This window comes from Janthinobacterium sp. BJB401 (genome assembly GCF_013372745.1).
In the GTDB taxonomy this organism is placed as follows: Bacteria; Pseudomonadota; Gammaproteobacteria; order Burkholderiales; family Burkholderiaceae_D; genus Janthinobacterium; species Janthinobacterium rivuli.
Window position 1 is genome coordinate 18,749 of sequence record NZ_JABXFH010000020.1, and the last position, 18,040, is coordinate 36,788.

At 64.8% G+C, this 18,040-nt stretch carries 18 protein-coding genes; 4 read left to right on the top strand and 14 right to left on the bottom strand.

Annotated features, from left to right (window positions below):
* Positions 1-11: 11 nt before the first annotated feature.
* From HWE17_RS14650 to HWE17_RS14715, 14 genes are all read right to left on the bottom strand, one after another.
* Positions 12-917, bottom strand: a complete 906-nt coding sequence (locus HWE17_RS14650; protein ID WP_176389233.1) for an ExeA family protein — start codon at positions 915-917, stop codon at positions 12-14.
* Entirely contained in the window at positions 918-2,702 is a 1,785-nt protein-coding gene (gene mshL / locus HWE17_RS14655) for a pilus (MSHA type) biogenesis protein MshL (RefSeq protein WP_035827560.1), read from the bottom strand.
* A 38-nt stretch (positions 2,703-2,740) separates the two neighbouring features.
* Positions 2,741-3,154 (bottom strand): MSHA biogenesis protein MshK, encoded by a 414-nt coding sequence (locus tag HWE17_RS14660; protein WP_176389234.1) that lies wholly within the window; start codon positions 3,152-3,154, stop codon positions 2,741-2,743.
* Positions 3,139-3,819, bottom strand: a complete 681-nt coding sequence (gene gspM / locus HWE17_RS14665) for a type II secretion system protein GspM (RefSeq protein WP_176389235.1) — start codon at positions 3,817-3,819, stop codon at positions 3,139-3,141. The genes HWE17_RS14660 and gspM overlap by 16 nt, the downstream gene beginning before the upstream one ends.
* Positions 3,819-4,490: an MSHA biogenesis protein MshA gene (locus tag HWE17_RS14670; RefSeq protein WP_176389236.1), complete on the bottom strand. Its 672-nt coding sequence runs from the start codon at positions 4,488-4,490 to the stop codon at positions 3,819-3,821. Before HWE17_RS14670 ends, gspM begins: the two co-directional genes overlap by 1 nt.
* Entirely contained in the window at positions 4,487-5,446 is a 960-nt protein-coding gene (locus tag HWE17_RS14675) for an agglutinin biogenesis protein MshI (protein ID WP_176389237.1), read from the bottom strand. Before HWE17_RS14675 ends, HWE17_RS14670 begins: the two co-directional genes overlap by 4 nt.
* Before the next feature lie 131 nt (positions 5,447-5,577).
* On the bottom strand, positions 5,578-6,036 hold the full coding sequence (locus HWE17_RS14680; RefSeq protein WP_176389238.1) for an agglutinin biogenesis protein MshP: 459 nt from the start codon (positions 6,034-6,036) through the stop codon (positions 5,578-5,580).
* Positions 6,033-6,935, bottom strand: coding sequence for a prepilin-type N-terminal cleavage/methylation domain-containing protein (locus HWE17_RS14685; protein WP_176389239.1), 903 nt, complete (start codon positions 6,933-6,935; stop codon positions 6,033-6,035). The genes HWE17_RS14680 and HWE17_RS14685 overlap by 4 nt, the downstream gene beginning before the upstream one ends.
* Entirely contained in the window at positions 6,932-7,489 is a 558-nt protein-coding gene (locus HWE17_RS14690) for a prepilin-type N-terminal cleavage/methylation domain-containing protein (protein WP_176389240.1), read from the bottom strand. Before HWE17_RS14690 ends, HWE17_RS14685 begins: the two co-directional genes overlap by 4 nt.
* On the bottom strand, positions 7,479-8,132 hold the full coding sequence (locus HWE17_RS14695) for a Tfp pilus assembly protein FimT/FimU (RefSeq protein ID WP_255206252.1): 654 nt from the start codon (positions 8,130-8,132) through the stop codon (positions 7,479-7,481). The genes HWE17_RS14690 and HWE17_RS14695 overlap by 11 nt, the downstream gene beginning before the upstream one ends.
* Positions 8,133-8,178: 46 nt before the next feature.
* The gene (locus HWE17_RS28895) at positions 8,179-8,652 is read right to left on the bottom strand and encodes a type II secretion system protein (protein WP_278316230.1); all 474 of its coding nucleotides are present in this window, start codon (positions 8,650-8,652) and stop codon (positions 8,179-8,181) included.
* A gap of 78 nt (positions 8,653-8,730) precedes the next feature.
* Positions 8,731-9,237 (bottom strand): type II secretion system protein, encoded by a 507-nt coding sequence (locus HWE17_RS14705; protein ID WP_176389241.1) that lies wholly within the window; start codon positions 9,235-9,237, stop codon positions 8,731-8,733.
* Positions 9,237-10,472, bottom strand: coding sequence for a type II secretion system F family protein (locus tag HWE17_RS14710; protein WP_176389242.1), 1,236 nt, complete (start codon positions 10,470-10,472; stop codon positions 9,237-9,239). Before HWE17_RS14710 ends, HWE17_RS14705 begins: the two co-directional genes overlap by 1 nt.
* Before the next feature lies 1 nt (position 10,473).
* Entirely contained in the window at positions 10,474-12,177 is a 1,704-nt protein-coding gene (locus tag HWE17_RS14715; protein WP_035819688.1) for a GspE/PulE family protein, read from the bottom strand.
* 208 nt (positions 12,178-12,385) lie between these two features.
* Here HWE17_RS14715 and HWE17_RS14720 point away from each other — a divergent pair, with 208 nt between their 5' ends.
* The 4 genes from HWE17_RS14720 (at position 12,386) to HWE17_RS14735 (ending at position 18,037) form a co-directional block, all read left to right on the top strand.
* Positions 12,386-13,114, top strand: a complete 729-nt coding sequence (locus tag HWE17_RS14720) for an ABC transporter ATP-binding protein (RefSeq protein WP_176389243.1) — start codon at positions 12,386-12,388, stop codon at positions 13,112-13,114.
* Positions 13,111-14,619 carry an ExeA family protein gene (locus HWE17_RS14725; protein ID WP_255206253.1) on the top strand — a complete coding sequence of 503 codons (1,509 nt, stop codon included), beginning with the start codon at positions 13,111-13,113 and terminating at the stop codon, positions 14,617-14,619. Before HWE17_RS14720 ends, HWE17_RS14725 begins: the two co-directional genes overlap by 4 nt.
* A 107-nt stretch (positions 14,620-14,726) precedes the next feature.
* On the top strand, positions 14,727-16,670 hold the full coding sequence (locus tag HWE17_RS14730) for a type II secretion system protein GspD (protein WP_176389244.1): 1,944 nt from the start codon (positions 14,727-14,729) through the stop codon (positions 16,668-16,670).
* Positions 16,667-18,037 carry a lipopolysaccharide assembly protein LapB gene (locus HWE17_RS14735; RefSeq protein ID WP_255206254.1) on the top strand — a complete coding sequence of 457 codons (1,371 nt, stop codon included), beginning with the start codon at positions 16,667-16,669 and terminating at the stop codon, positions 18,035-18,037. The genes HWE17_RS14730 and HWE17_RS14735 overlap by 4 nt, the downstream gene beginning before the upstream one ends.
* Positions 18,038-18,040: the final 3 nt, after the last annotated feature.

Consider the following 18,040-nt stretch of genomic DNA (forward strand, 5'->3'; position numbering starts at 1 on the left):
GCTCATCTTCGTCATCGGTTCAATAAAGTCCAGCTCGCACCGCAGGCGGCGGCCAGCACGCCGGCACCGGCCAGCCACGACCACGGCCGTTGCCACAAGCGGCGCGGCTTGCTGGCCAGGGTGTCGCGGGCGGCCAGCGCCACGTGGCGCCCGCTAACTTGCTGCCGCCCTTCGCCATACGCCACCATCAGCGCCTTGTGCGCCATGATGTTGATCAGGCGCGGAATGCCGCCGGAAGCCTGGTACAGCTTGCCCACGCCGCCACGGCTGAACAGGCGCGCGCCATCGAAACCGGCCACACGCAGGCGGTGCGCTACATAAAAATCCACGTCGTCGCGCGACAACGGACCCAGGTGGTAGTGAAAGGTGATGCGCTGCGCCAACTGGCGGATTTCCGGCAGGGCCAGCTTGACGTCCAGTTCCGGCTGGCCGAACAGCACGATTTGCAGCAGCTTGCGCTTTTCCGTTTCCAGATTCGTCAGCAAACGCAAGGCTTCGAGGCTGTCGACGGGTATCGCCTGCGCCTCGTCCAGGCACAGCAGCACGCGCTTGCCTTGCGCCGCCAGGTTGAGCAGGCGCAAGTTGAGGGACTTGAGCAATTGATGCTGATCCGCATCTTTCTCCAGCAGCACATCGAGGTCGTCGGCCAGCGCCAGGATCAGCGAACGGGGCGGCAAGTTCGGATTCGGAATGTAGGCCGTGACGAAGTCCGGTCCCAGCGACTGCATGAACTTGCGGCACAAAAAGGTTTTACCAGTGCCCACTTCGCCAGTGATCTTGATGAAGCCCTCGCCATTGCGCGCCGCCACCAGCAAGGTGTTGAGCGCCTTTTGCGACTGCGGGCCGTTGAAGAAAAAACTGGTATCGGGCGTGAGGCCGAACGGCGCCTCGCGCAAGCCGAAATGGGCCTGGTACATTTAGCGCCGCTCCGACGGACGGCGCGGGTCGAGCGCCTCGATGCGCTTGCCCGAATCGAGCAAGTCCTCGTTCCAGCTATTGGCGCCGTCGACGATGGTCGGCTTGATCAGCACCACCAGCTCGCGCTTCTGGATCACCTGCCCCGTGTTGCGGAACAGCGCGCCCAGCACGGGAATATCGCCCGCGCCCGGCACTTGCGAGCGGTCCGCCGTGGTGGCCTGGCGCATCAGGCCGCCGATGGCGACGATGCGGCCATCCTGGCTGCGCACCATGCTGTCCATTTCGGACGTGCTGGACGCGGCCAGCGGCAGTTTCAGCGAACCGGCGCTGCCCAGGTCGATTTCCTTGCTGATGGTCGACACCTGGCTGACGGACGGGTGCACGTGCAGGATGATGTTGCCATCCGCATCGATCTGCGGCGTCACGTCCAGCACCACGCCGGAAAAGAAGGGCTGCAAGGTCACGTTGGGGCTGGTGGTCGCGCCGCTGGCCGTCGTATTCGTCGTGGTCGACACGCCCGTCACGTAAAACTCGTCCGTGCCGATCTTCAGCACGGCCTTCTGGTTGTTCATGGTGGCGATACGCGGGCTCGACAGCACGTGCACGGAGCCTTGCGATTCCAGGAAGGAAATCATGGCCGCGAAATTGGCCGTCTGGAAAGCCAGGCCGAACATGGAACCGGCCGCGTTTGCCGCCGAGCTGAGGCCGAAGCCGCTGCTGGCCGTCAAGCCATTGCCATTCGTCATGTTGGGCGGCTGGCCGCCGTTGAACGGCAGCGGCGCCAGGCTGCCGCCCGGCTGGATGAAGCCGGTCGAGATGCGGTTCGTGTGGCCGCTCTTGATCGAGGCGAACGAGGCCCAGTTGATGCCCGTCTGCGTGTTGTTGTTGAGTTCGACTTCGAGGATTTTCGCTTCCAGGATCACCTGGCGGTCGACGGACAGCTGCGTGGCCTTCAAATACATGTCGACATTGCGCAACTCGTCCGGCATGGCGCGGATGACGATCACGCCCGACTGCGGGCTGAGCACCACTTGCCGGCCGCCTTCGGTGCTGCCGACGATGGCTTCCAGCGCCGCTTTCAATTCCGGCCAGAAATCCGCCGTGGACGAGGTGGTCAGGTTGCTGCTGTCCAGCGTGCGGCCGCCCTGGCCGCTGTTCGTTTGCTGGTTCTGCTCGTTATTCTGGTTATTGCCCTGATTGTTACTGCCGCTATTGCCCGAACCGCCCGAGTTGGTCGAGCCGACCGAACCGACCGACGTCGACGACACGCGCAGGTTGGAACTGCCGCGGCGCGCGCCCGTCAGGTAATTGACGTGGAACAAACGCGTCTGCATGGTCAGGGGCTTGATGTAGATCTGCGTGCCCTCGACTTTGTAGTCGTAGCCATACAGTTCGCGCACGGCGTCGAGCGCCTGGAACAGGGTCACGTCCTTCAGGTTGGCGGAAATCGTGCCGCCGATGTCGGGATGAACCAGCATGTTGTAGCGCGTGCCGGCCACGATGGAAGTGAAGAACTGGCGCGCCGGCACATTGTTGAAAGCCACGTTGAAGCGCTCGTCGAGCGCGGCGCGGGCCTTCGGCAGTTGCTGGGCCAGGGCCGCCACGGGCGGCAGCAGCGCCGCTTCCACGGCGTCCGGCTGGGCCGCTGGCGCCGTGGTGGCCGCCGCGCCCTTGACGGCATCGGTGATCGCATTATAGGTATCGCGCTTGACGGGCGCGACATTGCAGCCGCCCAGGCCCAGGCTGACGCTGATGACAGCCGCCATCGTACTGATCTTGAACATGCTCGCCTTGTGTTGATTGAGTTGCTTGGCCACTTCTTCTACTCCTGCTTGCTGCCGGTCTTGCTATCGGTCTTGCGATCGGCCTTGTTATCGGTCTTGCTGCTCGGGTACAGCTTGAAGGTTTCCAGTGATTTGCCACGCCGCAACAATACGGCCGTGTCGCGGATTTCCGTCACCACGGCGCCGCCCACCTTGCTGCCGACCCTGACCGTCTGGCCATCGATGACGGCCAGGCGGCGTCCGCCCGGCTGGGTGGAGATGAGCACCGACTGCAGCTGCGGCCGGGCCGCGACGGCGGGCGCGGTACTGGCGGGCGCCCACAGGGCTGCCGGCGGGCGCGTCGGATCATCGAGCGCCTGCGCCTGCGCGCCCGGCCATGCCAGGTTCAGCGTCAACCCCAGCGCCAGGGAAAGCGCCGGCAGCGCGCGGCCAACGGTCAAAGTGCGATCCATGTATCGTCCATGCTGAGGGTATGTAAGGTCAGGGTCAAGGTGGCGTTCGGGTAGCTGGCGGCGTCCAGGTGGGCGGCGCCCCAGAAGACGCGCGTCGGCATCGCTTGCAGCGCCTGCATGTATTGCACCATGTCGGTATAACTGCCTTGCAGCACCACTTCCACGCCATGCTGGTGCAGCAGGGGCGCCGGCGCCGCCTTGGCCGCCGCATCGCCGTTCGCGGCATCGGTCTGGCGCGCACCCACGGCGCTGGCGGGCAAGGTTTTCAGCGACACCACGCGCAGTCCGGCGTGCTGGCGCAGCAAGTGTTCCAGCAAGGTGACCATGCGCTCGGGCGCCACCAGGCCGTGCTGCTTCTGGCGCAGCGCCTGCGCCAGCGATGCCGTTTCCGCCTGCAGTGCCACCAGGCGCGCGCGCGCTTCCTGGTCGGGATCGGTGGCGTGGGCCAGCATGGTCAGCTCGATTTCCTTGTCGGTGGCCGTCAACAGGCTTTGTTTTTGCGCAATGCTCGCCTCCAGCGCGGCGCGTTTCGCCAGCAGGGGATTAAAGCTCATGAAATAAAATACGAACAGCACGGCGGCCGCGCCGGCGCCGAACACCATCAGCCGCTCGCGCAGGCTGAGGGCGTCGAAGGCCGTGGCCCATTTTTTCAGCAAGGGCAGCATCAGCGTGTTCCTCCCGCAACAGGTTTGGGCGGCGCGGCTGGCCCGGCCGCGCGGTCGGCCGACTGCAGGCTGAACGCCATATAAGGCAGGCTGGGCGCCTTGCCCTCGGCCACGGCCGGGGGCTGGGGCTGGCCGATGTCGAGGCTGGCGAAGCTCTTGCCTTTCAACACTTCCTGCTGGCCCAGGCGCGTGATGTAGGCGGGCAGCAGCGACGCTTGCAAGGCGCGGCCCTGCAAGCCGAAGTCATTGCCGGCGCCGGTGATGTCCACGCCCGTCAGCCATACGCCCTCGACCCTGGCCTGCGCCAGCGCGCGGAAATAGCCGGCATAGCCGAGGGTATTGCCCAGCTTGCCGCCTTCCAGCACGTTTGACGCATCCTGCAGCAACTGGCGCTGCGCTTCGACGGCCGCCAGTTCCTGCGCCAGGGCCGGATCTTTCTTGCGTGGCGGGAAATCGCGCAAGATCTGGTCACGCTTCGCCTCGCCTTGCGCCAGTGCTGCCTTGACGCCCGCTTCGCGCTGCTCCAAACCGGCCAAAGCCTGCTGGGCCAGCACGCCCGCGGCCAGCAAGACCAGCGCCAGGCCGCCCAGGCCCAGACCGGCCGTGCGCGCCGACATATGGTGTTTTTTCAGTTCAAACTGGGGATTGAACAGATTGATCTGCTGGCTCATGCGCCCTTCCCTTCGTGCTTGCCCGGGTGCTGGCCAACCTCGCGCAAGGCGGCGCCGATGGCCAGGAAATAGCGCGCCTGCATGGCGGGGTCGCGCAGCTCGGCGGCCTGCGACAGGTCCAGCACCGTGGCCAGGTCCAGTTGCTCGACCGGCATGTAGAGATTGTCGGCCAGATACGCGTGCAAGCCATCGCTGGCGCCCGTCATCAGCATCAGACGGGCCAGCGAAATGAAATGGAACTGGCGGTCGAAGTGGTCGAACGAGCGCTGCAGTTCCAGGGTGACGCGGTCGTAATACTGGCTGGCGTCGGGCGACTGCAACTGCGTCAGGGTCACGTCGATGCGGCGCGCCTGGTACAGCTCGCCATTGAAGCTCATGGTCAGCAAGCCGCCGTCGCCATCGAAAAACAGCACGGCGATGCCGCGTCCCGGTGTTTCCAGCAAGGTGGCGATATTGCGTTGCGCCATCTCGGGGATATCGATGACGGACAGGCCGATCTTGCATTCGGCGTACAGCGCCTGGCGGCGCGACACGGCGCTGTTGCGCGCCGCCACGGCAAACACGCTGCTGCCCCGCTGGGTGCCGTTCGGGTCGCCGGGAATGTCGAACACGTCAATGGTGGCCTCGGCCAAGGGGAAGTCCAGCATGTCCTTCAAGCGCCAGCCCACGGCCGTCTTCAGTTCCTCGCGCGGCACGGCCGGCGCTTCCAGCGACAGCAACTGGTATTCGCCGCCGGCCAGCACGCTGGTGCAGTGGCGCGCGGTCGCCTGCAGTTCCTTGCCCAGTTTTTCCAGCACCTCGACCGGCGCCGGCCGCGCAGCCGCCTGGTAGCTGGCGCCCCGCACGCGCGGCATGCCGTCGGCGGGACGTTCGACAACGACAGCGCTGACGCCTTCGCGGCCAAACGCCGTGGCCAGCCATCCATCGTACTTCTTTGCTCTTGCGAATAAACCCATGCGAACTATCCAGTGTAAGTGCCTGCCCGATCTTGTCGCGCAGATAATGCATCCAGCCAATTTTAATTCATGAAGCCAACTTTATTGTGTAAAAACAATAAATTAGCGATCTTTTTTTCATGCAGTTGACCTTACTGCGACAGCACGGCTTGCAAACGGCGCTGGACGTAATCGGCGTTATTGCCCGCGTTCGGACAGCGCGGCTCGACCGAGGCCGGCTGATTGCACGCCGTGGCCGTGATGGTCCAGCTGGTCAAGGTAGCGGGCGCCGTGGCCGCGCTGCATTGCACGGTGACGCTGAACGCCGATAGTGTCGTACCCGCCGGCAAGCTGAACGTGGTACCGCCGATGCATGCCGCGCCGGTGGTCAGGCCCGCGGCGATCTGTTTCTGCAAACCCCATTCCAGGCCGGCGCGGGCAGCCTGCTCGGCGCGCACGCCCTGCACGTCCATCGCCGATTCCGTCTGCTGGAAGGTGGAAATATTCACCATCACGGCCGCCAGCGCGGCCAGCACCACCAGCAGGAAAATGGCCGTGACAAGGCTGAAACCGCGCATGCGGCGTGCACGGTAGCGCAACAAGCGCGTCATGGCGTATTCCTCGCCTGCACCTGTTGCACCAGGCGCAGCACGCCCGTATTGCTGTTCGCCGCACCCAGGCTCAGGTCGATATTCACCAGGCCCCGCTGCACGTTGGCCAAAATGCCATAGCTGAAACGGCAAGCCGTCACCTGGCGCGCCAGCTGGGCACCCTTCGTCGCCAACAATGGCTCGCTGCCAGCCACAACTGGCTGGATGGCCTGGATGGCATAGCCGGCGTAACGGGTCAGCGTGCCGGTTCCCAGATCGCACGCATAGGTGATGGGCGTCGACACCACCTGGAAGCGGTTCGATGGCGACGGCAGCGGCGCCGGCGCCGTCGTGAAAGGATAGCTGCCGAGCGTGACGACACTGCCGGACACGCCCGTCACGGCCGCGCGGTTGCAGCCATTCGCCGCGCTGCAGGCATAGGCATTGTTCGGCGCGTACTCCGTGCCCAGGTTGTAGACGACGATCTGGTCGCCCACGTTGATCGCCTGGCGCGCGCCCAGCGCATTGGCGGGCATGGCGCCGACGACGGTGAAGGTCAACGGAAGGCTGGGGTCGGGAGGGGTATCAAAGCTCAGCACATTGCCCGGCGCGGCCGCATCGCTGTCGCTCAGGTAGCGCCCGCCCGTCTTGGTCAGCAGCAATTCCAGGAACAGGCCGTCGTTCGACACGCGCACGCTGTTGGGCAGTGCCAGGCGCACGTCGCGCGTCAGGCGCCGCGCCGCCGTATCGGCCGTGTCGGCCAGTACCGCGCGCGCCGCGACGTCCATATAGCCTTGCACGGGCACGCGGATGAAGACGGCGACCATGGCGCCGATGATGCCCGTGATGACGATCACGATGACCAGCTCGACAAGGGTAAAGCCGCGCGCAAGGCGCCGGGGATTGAGGAATTTTTTCATGGGATACTGTTCGGCGCGTAGCGCACGCGGTAGCCGTCAAGCACGATCTGCTGGTCGGCATACGGCACCGTCACCTGGATACGCAGGCCCTCCGTGGCGGGCAAGCCGTTCAGGGCTGCCTGGGTGATCACCACAGAGACAACGTATGCCTTGGCGGAGCCTGCAGCCCAGACGGCGCCCTGCGCATCCGTCTTGTACTCCGTGGCCGCGCCATACGCGCTCACGTAATCGTTGACGTTGTCGAAAGGCCGGCCCGCGCCGTTCGCTTCTTCCCCCGGCCCTTCCGGGACGGTGCAGCCGGCCGGGCTGGTCGCCGTTTGCGCAGCAGGGTCTTGCGGGTCGCAATAGGTAAACCGCGCCAGCTGGATTTCTTCCAGCATGCCTTCGGCAATCGCCAGCGCCTGCTTGCGCAATTGCGGATCGGCGCTGTGCTTTGTCGTCAGGCTCATTACGCCGAGGATGGCGGCCGATGCCAGGCCGACGATGACGATAAACAGCACCAGTTCGATCAGGGTCACGCCGCGCTCGCGCCGGCGATGCTGGCTAATGGACATAGCCCGTCTCCCCTTCAACCGTGACGGTGCGCGTCAGGCCGTTGCTCTGGATGCTGATTTGCAGCGGGCCAGGGAAGGTCGATGCGTCAGGAAACACATTGGTCAGCGCATATGGCTGGCCCAGCGCGTCGAAATAAAAACTTGCCGACTTGACGGGATCGGTGGACATGGTCACACCGGAAGGACGGCCTTCGCACAGCCAATTGCTACCCAGGCAATGCTGCAGCGTCTCCTTGCTGCCGCTGTTGCTGCCCGTGGGCGGCACCACCTTCTGCTCATCGCTGCAGCCGGTGTCGAAGCACAGGGCCACCTTGTTGGCGTCGATGAGGACAAACACGGCACGGTTTTGCGCCACCGCCAGCTTTTGCCCGTAGCGCACAATATTCGTCACCTGGTCGGCAAAACCGCGCGCGTCAAACGTGTCGCGCTGGAAAAACCGGTTGACGGCAAAGGTCGCCAGCAAACCCGCCAGCACCAGCACGGCCACCAGTTCGATCAGGGTGAAGCCGCGCGCAGCCGTACACCGCAGCCGGCGTGGCGGCCCTGCGTGGCGATGCGGAAAAGCTGTCGGTGGCTGCTGCAATGGATGGCCCGTAAAAAAGCCCAACGGGCTGGCGCCTGGGGTTGGGCTGGTGGTGCGCAAGGAAGGCCAAGGACGTTACCTGGCCCTCCTTGCAGATCAGTGCAACTTATTTACAATCTGCAGGGTCCAAAGCTACCGCCACTACCGGGGCGACAGTCGCCGTTGGGGCAGGGTACGTAACTTTGCATTTCGTGCGAGTTGCGTCAGGGGTCACGGAGAAACCTCCCGTGCTGCCAATCTCGTAGTCAGGAGCTGTGATACCCGCAGCCAGACCAATCCCGGCGGCGTCCGCCGTAGGGTAGCCACCTACGCCGGTAATCGCCTGGCCTTCCATCTTCACCGAGTTGCCATCGGCGGGCGAACCGCTCACCAGCCACTGCGCATGGTACAGCGCCGCGCCCGCCTTGAGGGCGCCAGCGGCCGCCTGCATCTTGGCCACGCGCGCATCGGTCGACATGTCGATGAATTTAGGAATCGCCGTGGCGGCCAGGATGCCGAGGATCACGATGACGACGATCAGTTCGATCAGGGTGAAACCTGCCTGGGCGCCGCTTTTCATACTACGTAAAGACTTGTTCATTCTTGCTTTCTCCAAAATCAAATAAAAACATCAAAACCAACGCCATGAAACCGTCGCCGCACCGGACCAGAAAGCGCCTCAGTTTGCTACCGGGTCCGGCGATTTCCACACCACGATATCGGGTTCCTGGGCGAGCTTGTCAAGATCGGCGTCCGCACCTGGCAAGATTACCTTAAATTTCACTGACTCAACCCCTTTAGCGGGAAAAATATTGCCATTACTAAACAAATAGATGATTTTTTGCTCTTTCTTATCGTATAACCAGTTCCCGGCTTGCAATTTTTCAAGGTCCGGCTGCGCGAACTCGCCCAGGTAGTTGGCCGGCTTGTCAGCCAGCCAGTCGAACGGGTTTTGCCGCGCCAGCGCCGGCAACTGGTCGCGCCGGTCGGCCAGGTACAAGTGCAGCACCTGCACCCGCAAGCTGGTGCGCAGGACGCCGAGCATCTGCGCCACGGCCACCTGCTGCGCCTGCTGCTGGTAATAGCTGACCCGGTTCAAGAAAACGGCCATCAGGATGGCGAACACGCCCGCCACCACCGCCAGCTCGAACAGGGTGAAACCGCGCTGGCGCAACGTTTTTGCCATCAGTGCAGGGCCGCCCGGCCCAGGTCCCAGATCGGCAGGAAGATGCCTAGCGCCAGCACCAGCACCATGGCGCCGAGGAAGACGATCAAAATCGGCTCGATCTGCGCCGACAGGGTTTTCAGCTCGTAATCGACTTCGCGCTCGTACATGTCGGCGATCTCGTCCATCAGGTCGTCCAGCGAACCGGATTCCTCGCCCACGGCGATCATCTGCAGCACCACGGGCGTAAACACGTTGGCCGCCACCGAGGTGCGCAAGATGCTTTCGCCCCGCTCGACGCCGTCGCGCATCTGTTCCACGCGCGCGCTCAAATACGTGTTGTCGACCGTTTGCGACACCACCGTCAGCGCCTGCACGATGGGCACGCCGCTGGTGCTCGACAGGGCAAAACTGCGCGCAAAGCGGGCCATCGTGCCCTTCAGGATGATCTTGCCGGCGATCGGCAAGCGCAGCTTGGCGCGGTCCCACTTATATAAACCCTCTTTCGTGCGCAGCCAGGCGCGCCAGCCGAAAAAGCCGCCCGCGCCCAGCAGCAGAAGAAGGGGCCAGTACGCCACCGTAAAGCGCGAGGTGCCGATCAGGATGCGCGTCATCAGGGGCAGTTCCGCGTGGAAGCTGGCGAACACCTTCTCGAACTGGGGAATGACGAAGATATTCACCACCACCATGGCGGCCAGCATGGCGAAGACGACGAAGGTCGGGTAACGCGTCGCCGTTTTCACGCGCGCGCGCATGTCGCGGTCGAATTCCAGGTGGTTGAACAGGCGCAAAAACACTTCATCGAGGCGCCCCGTCATTTCGCCCACGCGCACCATCGACAAATAAAACGGCGTGAAGATGGCCGGGTGGCGCGCCATGGCGGCCGACAGTTCGCGGCCCGCGTCGAGCGACTCGCGCACATCCTTGATGATGCGCCCGAACGCGGGGCTGATGGCGGACTCCTGCAAGCCGGCCAGGCCGCGCATGATGGGCACGCCCGCCTTGAGCAGGGTGTACAGCTGGCGGCTGAACAGCTGCACGTCCATGGGCGTGACTTTTTTCTCGGTCAGCCTGGCCCACCAGCCCAGCTGGTTGGCGCCGGCCTTCGTCACCGTCTGTTTGGTGGCGCTGATGTCGACGGGCGTGCTGCCGCCCGCCATCAACTGGTCGGCCACGGCGCCGCTGTCGGCGCCTTCCATCACGCCGGTCAGCAGTTCACCGCTGGCGCTGCGCGCCTTGTAAGAGAAAAACGGCACCTCAATCCTCGCTCTGGTTGCTGATGCGCATCGCTTCCATCACCGTCGTGCGGCCTTGCACCACCAGCTGCACGGCGTGGCGGCGCAGGGTCTCGCCCGCCATCTGCGCCGTCGCCACCTTCATGAAGTGCGATGGATCGGCATGGTTGGCGGCATCGGCCACGGCGCGCGTGATTTCCAGCAATTCGTACACGCCCGTGCGGCCCCGGTAACCCATGCCGTTGCAATGCGAACAGCCCTTGCCGTGGAAATACTGGTTGCGCTCGACCAGCTCGCCCAGTTCCAGGCGCAGCCATTCGTATTCATTCGGCGTGGGCTGGTACGGCGTGCTGCAGCTTTCGCAGATCACGCGCACCAGGCGCTGCGCCAGCACGGCTTGCAGCGAACTGCCCACCATGTAGCGGGGCACGCCCATGTCCATCAGGCGCAGCGGCGTGCTGATGGCGTCGTTGGTATGCAGGGTCGACAGCACCAAGTGACCCGTCATGGCGGCGCGCAGGCCGATCTGCGCCGTTTCCTGGTCGCGCATCTCGCCGACCAGCACGATGTCGGGATCTTGCCGCAAGGCCGAGCGCAACACGCGGGCAAAGTTCAGTTCGATCTTCTCGTTCACTTGCACCTGGTTAATGCCGGGCAAGCGGTATTCGACCGGGTCTTCCACCGTGATGAGCTTTTTTTCCACGGAATTGAGCTCGGACAAGGCGCAGTACAAGGTCGTCGTCTTGCCGCTGCCGGTCGGCCCCGTCACCAGCACCAGGCCGTTCGGACGGCTGACGATGGCGCGGAACTGCGCCACCAGCTTGGGCGGCATGCCGATGGCGTCCAGGCGCAAGGTCGTGCCGCCCTGGTTCAGCAAGCGCATCACCACCGATTCGCCGTACTGCGTTGGCATGGTGGAAATACGCACGTCGATGCGCTGGTTTTTCACGCGGATGGCGAAGCGGCCATCCTGCGGCAAGCGCTTCTCGGAAATATCGAGGTCCGACATCAGTTTTAAACGCAGCGCCAGCGAACTGGCGATCTTGCTGTCCGCTTCCGTCTGCAGGTGCAGCACGCCGTCGATGCGGAAGCGGATCTGCAGCCGGCCTTCCTGCGGCTCGATGTGGATGTCCGAGGCGCGCACCTGCGTGGCATCCTCGAACACGGATTGCAGCAGCTTGACGATGGGCGCCTCTTCCAGGCCCGGATTGGCGGCCAGCGCGCCAAAGTCGACGGACACGTCGCCCAGGTCCTGCTCCAGCTCGCGCGTCAGCGTGGAAATGTCTTCCGTGCGGCGGTAGATGCGGTCGATGGCGGCCAGCACTTCCGTTTCATTGACAACGGCCAGCTCGATATGGCGCTTGACCAGGCGCGAAATTTCATCGTAAGCGAACAGGTCCGTCGGATCGGACATGCCGACCAGCAAGCCCTCGCGGCGGTCTTCCAGCACCAGCGCGCGGAAGCGCCGTGCCTGGGTTTCCGGCAACAGCCGCACCAGTTCGGGATTGATGTTGAAAAACTTCAGATTGATGTAGGGAATGTCGAGCTGGCGCGCCAGCGCGCCCGAAATCTGCTCTTCCGTGACGAAGCCGTGCTCGACAAAAACGCGGCCCAGCTTGCGCCCCGAACGCTTCTGTTCCGTCAAGGCCTGGCCCAATTGTTCTTCCGTCAGCAGTTTCTGCTGCACCAAAATTTCACCGAGCCGGACTTTCTCTGGCCTTGCCATGCTTGCTCCTCGACAGATTCTTCAGACGATGCACGCCAGCGGCGCGCGCAGGTATTTTATTCCAGAACCTGTTGTTTCTTAAAGAAAATACATTGCGTGGCTTGATTTTCGCGCATTTCGACACTCTGCAAGGAAACACTTGCCGCCCGCCAGCACCCATGGCAATAATGACGGCCGTACCCCGCCTTGCCTGCCGCCCCTTGCCCCTATGAACGCCTGCGCCATCGAGTTCCACAACGTGCATCTGCAACTGGCGGGCCGCGCCGTGCTGCGCGGCGTCGATCTGCAGGTGCGCGCGGGAGAACTGTTCGGTCTGGTTGGCGTGAATGGCGCGGGCAAAACATCGCTGCTGAAATGCCTGCTCGACTTTTGCGCGCCCGAGCGGGGAAACATCACCATCTTCGGCCAGCCGCATCGCCACGGCGCGGCGCGCCAGCCCCTGTCGTTTCTGCCGGAACGCTTCCAGGCGCCCCATTACCTGACGGGCGGCGACTTCCTGCGCTACCTGGCCCGCCTGCACAAGGCGCCCCCCGATGCGCAGGCGCTGCAGCAAACCCTGGACGCGCTGGAACTGGCGCCAGACGCCCTGCTGCGCCCCGCGCGCGACTATTCAAAAGGCATGATGCAAAAGCTGGGACTGGCCGCCTGCTTGCTGTCGGGCAAGCAGCAACTGGTGCTCGATGAACCGATGAGCGGACTCGACCCGAAGGCGCGCGCGCAATTCAAGCAAGTGCTGCGGCAAGCGCGCGCGCAAGGCCGCGGCGCCCTGCTCACTTCGCATGCGCTGGCCGACGTGGAAGAATTGTGCGACCGCATGGCCATCCTGCATGCGGGCCGCATCGTGTTTACAGGTACGCCCGCCGAATGCCGCGCCCGCCATGGCGGCGCCGAAGACGCCAGCCTGGAACAGGCTTTTCTCAATTGCATCGCGACATGAACGCCCCTGTCTCCGCGCCGCACGCCGCCAGCCCCAGCCCCAGCGGCTACGCGCCCGCGCCGCACGGCATGTATCTGCGCCATTTCGGCTTGCGCACGGCGCCGTTCGGCATCACGCCGGACCCGGCCTTCTTTTATCCCGGCAATACACGGGGCGAACTGCTCGATGCGCTGCTGTATGCCGTCACGCAAGGCGAAGGCATCATCAAGCTGACGGGCGAAGTGGGCAGCGGCAAGACCATGCTGTGCCGCATGCTGGCCGAGCGCCTGCCGCCCCATGTTGACGTGCTGTACCTGCTCAATCCACGCCTGGAGCCCGATGACGTGCTGCACGCCATCGCCGCCGAACTGGGCCTGGAACTGGACGGATGCCGCGCCGATGCCGTGCTGCGCGCCCTGCACGGCGAGCTGATCGCCCGGCATTCGGCGGGACGGCAGGTGGTGTTGCTGGCCGAAGAAGCGCAAGCCATGCCGGGCGCCACGCTGGAAGCGCTGCGCCTGCTGACGAATCTGGAAACGGCCAGCCACAAGCTGCTGCAAATCGTCCTGTTTGGCCAGCCGGAATTACAGCACACCCTGGACTTGCCGCAGTTTCGCCCATTGAAGGAACGCATCACCCACAGTTTCACCGTGCCGCCCCTGCCGCCAGCCTTGCTGGGCGACTATCTGGCCTGCCGCCTGAGTGCCGCCGGCCGCATGACGCCGCTCGTCTTCACGCCGGCCGCACTACGCCAGCTGGCGCACGCCGCGCAAGGCATCGTGCGCAGGGTCAACATTTTGGCCGACAAGGCCTTGCTGGCCGCGTTTGCGGACGATGCACAGGAAATCAATGCGCGCTACATGCGCCTGGCCATTGCCGACAGCCCCTTTTACCGCGCGCCCTGGCATGCGGGCAAGCTGCTGGCGGGCGCCTTGAGCGCGCTGATGCTGTTGCTGGCCACGGCGCTGCTGTGGCAATGGCTGGCGAGCAGCCCGGGCAAGACAGCGGCGACCGCCAGGACGGCCCCGCCGGCAAGCCAGGCATTCCAGGCATCGCAGGGACATGCCACCACGCCCGCCGACGCGCACCCAGGCGCGCTGCAGGCAGCCGCGGCGCGCGCACCGCTGCCAGCGCCATCCACGCTGCTCGACAGCAAGCTGGCCGAATCGCGCGACTGGCTGGCCCGCCAAGAGGCACAGCAACTGGTGCTGCAAATCGCCAGCCTGCCCGCCACCGAGACGGCTGCGGCGGAAACCTTCCTGCAGCAGGCGCAGCAAGCCACCGGCCTGCGCGACCTCCACGTGTTTCGCCTGCCTGGCGGCGCGCCCGCAAAGACGCCGCGCAATACCTCCGCCGCGCGCCTGCTCATCGTCTACGGCAGCTTTACCGACCAGGCCAGCGCCGAAGCCGTACGGGCCAGGCTGGCCCCGGCATCGCCACAGAAAATATTGCTGAGCGACATAGATAGTATCCGCACGGAAATGAAAGCCATGATCGCGGCAAAAACCGGGCGTGGCGCCCCCTGACTTTATTTCCGCATATTGCCTCCCGGGCCTGCACAGCCGATTGCTTTTAAGCGATCATGCTGGGTAAAATTACAAAAGCACAACACGACTCCAAGGGCGAACTTTTCATGACTCAACACCCTATTCCTGTGCTGGCCTCCTGGGTCGCCCTCGCCTGCAGCACCATGCTGGCCGGCTGCGCCACGCATCAAACGCCGCTGTCGCCGGCCCACCTCAATGCCGCGCCCCTTCCCGCCGGCGTCATTCCCGAACCGGTGCAGCAAAGCAGCGCGCTGGCCGCGCCCTTGCCGGCGCCCAAAGTGGAAACCTACAGCGTCACCGTGCACAAGGTGCCCGTGCAATCGCTGCTGTTTGCGCTGGCGCGCGACGCGGGCATGAATATCGACATCCACCCGCAGATCGAAGGCAGCGTCACCCTGAATGCGCTGAACCAGACCCTGCCGCAACTACTGGCGCGTATCGGCAAGCAAGTCGATATGCGCTACGAAATCGAGGGCAAGAACCTGACCGTCCTGCCCGATGCGCCCGTGTGGCGCAATTACAAGGTCGATTACGTCAACATGGCGCGCAGCACCAACAGCAGCGTGAATATCGCCACGCAAATCTCCACGGCGGGCGGCGGGTCGAACAACGCCAGCAACCCCGTGGGCGGGACGCAGGGCAGCGGCGGCAATGGCAATAACAATTCGACTACCCTGGTCGTGAATCGTTCGGAAAATAATTTCTGGTACAGCCTGGAAAAGAATATCCGCGACCTGCTGCGCGAGACCACGCTCAACGACGTGCAGGTGGACCCGCTGGCGCAGCTGAACCAGCAATTGACGAGCATGCCCGGTCAACAAGGACAGCAAGGACAGCAAGTCCAGCCCGGCCAGCAGCAGAATCAGGCCGGCAATCAATACGGCGGCCAGGCGCCGATGCAGACTGGCGGCCAGTATGCGCCAGGCCAGCAGCAGGCGCCCATCCAGAACGCGAATCCCGGCCAGCCGCTCGACGCGAACGGCATGCCGCTGCTGAAACTGGCCAACAAGGGCAGCCCCTCGTCCGTCGTCGTCAACGTGGAAGGCGGCCTGATCGCCGTGCGGGCCACGGGGCGCCAGCATGAAAAGATCGCCGAATTCCTCGACGCCGTGTTGCACAGCGCCAAGCGGCAAGTGCTGATCGAGGCGACCATCCTCGAAGTGCGCCTGAGCAATGAATACCAGCAGGGCATCAACTGGTCGCGTCTGACAGGCAGCCTGCAACTGCGCCAGGGGCAAGTGGGCACGGCGGGCCTGTCCAGCGGAGTCACGCCCGGCTCCACGCCCGGCATCTTCGTGCTCGATTACCTGAAGGACAGTTTCAAAACGACCATACAGCTGCTCGAATCGTTCGGCAAGGTGAAAGTGCTGTCCAGTCCGAAGATCAGCGTGCTGAACAACCAGACGGCCATGCTGAAGGTGGTCGACAACAATGTCTTCTTTACCATCAAGGTGACGCCCGCCGTGATCAGCTCGACGGGCACCATCACCACGCCGGCCACGTATGAATCGAAACTGGAAACGGTGCCCGTCGGCTTCGTCATGAGCGTCACGCCGCAGATTTCCGACAGCGATGAAGTCACCCTCAACGTGCGCCCCACCATCACGCGCATCGTGGGCTATGTGCAAGACCCGAATCCGGCCCTGGCCACGGCCAACGTGCAAAGCCGCGTGCCCGTGATCCAGGCGCGCGAGCTGGAATCGATCATGAAAGTGGGCAATGGCCAGATCGCCGTGATGGGCGGCCTGATGCAGGACTCCATCGACAACGCCAGGGATGGCGTGCCCGGCCTGTCCAGCCTGCCCGTCGTGGGCAATTTGTTTACCTACCGCAATGAGGCAAGCAGCAAGACGGAGCTGGTGATCTTCATGCGCCCCGTGGTCGTCAAGGATGCCAGCGTCGAGGGCGATTACCGCGCTTACCGCTACCTGCTGCCCGGCCAGGCGCCGCTCAACAGCCAGCCCTACACGGATGGCCCGCCGGCGCCGGCCGTCCGGCCGCAGGCGCGCTTGCAGGGAGACTTCCCATGAGCTTGCTGATGCAGGCGCTCAAGAAAGCCGAGCGCGCCAAACAGAACAGCCTTTCCGACGAGGAACTGGAAAAGCCGTCCGAAGCCTACGACCAGGTCCTGGAACTGGCGCCGGCCGACGCCCTGCCGCCCCGTCCCGTGCCGGCCACGCCAGCGCCCGTGCACCCGGCCAGCACCTTGCGCCTGGAACCGCTGGCGGACGCGCCCGCGCCGCAGCCCGAGTCGAGTAGCGCGCAGCCTGGTCCGCCTCCGGAACCGCCACGCGCGCGCCCCGAACCGCCGCCCGCCCGGCCACGCGCCAGCCGCAGCAATCCGCCGCCGAAAGGTCCCACTGGCCCCATCAGCGTCGACCCGGCCACCGTGCGCCTGGCCGTGCTGCTGGCGATCCTGCTGCTGGTGGCTGGCTCCATGGCGTACTGGTACTGGCGCGCCAGCACCAGCCCCGGCGCGGGCGCCAGCCTGCCCGGCGTGCCCATGCCGCTGACGGACGCTCCGGGCGCGGCCGGCGTTGCCGGCCCCGGGGTGGTGCTGCCGGCCAGGGGTGCCGCGCCGACGGACGCCATGACGCCTGCCGCACTGCCGCCCGACTATCCGCGCGACGCGCGCCAGCAGACAGCTGCGGCGGACCAGCAGGCGATGATCCAGGCCGCCGTGGCGGCGCAGCTGGCGCAGCTGGCCCCGCCTGCGCCACCGAGCCTGCCACCGGTGGCCGCGCCCGACAATAGCCAGATCCAGGTGCAGCGCAGCGTGGCCGCGCCGCAAATCAACCCCGGCGTGCAGCAAGCCTACCAGGCCTTCAACGGCGGCCAGCTGGGCCTGGCTCGTCAGCAATATGAAACCGTGCTGCGGCAGGATGCGAATAACCGCGACGCGCTGCTGGGCCTGGCGGCCGTGGCCCTGCGCGAGCAGCAAGGCGCGCAAGCGGCGGCCCTGTACGTGCGTTTGCTGGAAACCAATCCCGACGATGGCGAAGCGCTGGCCGGCCTGATCGGCCTGCGCCAGGGCGACGTGGCGCAGAGCGAAGCAAGGCTCAAAGCCATCCTGGCGCGCAGCCCCGACAGCGCGCCCGTGCTGTTTGCACTGGGCAATGTGTACGCCAAGCAGCGCCGCTGGAACGAAGCGCAGCAGCAATTTTTCCGCGCCTATGGCGCCGCGCCCGGCAATCCCGACTATGCCTTCAACCTGGCCGTGGGCCTGGACCGGCTGAACCAGCCCCGGCTGGCCGCCAGGTATTACCAGCGCGCCTTGACCCTGGCGCAAGCGGCGCCGGCCGCCTTCGACCAGGCCGTCGTGCAAACGCGTTTGCGCGAATTGACAGCAGCTGTGGCCACGGCCGAGCCGGCCACCACCACACCCCGTCAGGAATAAGCA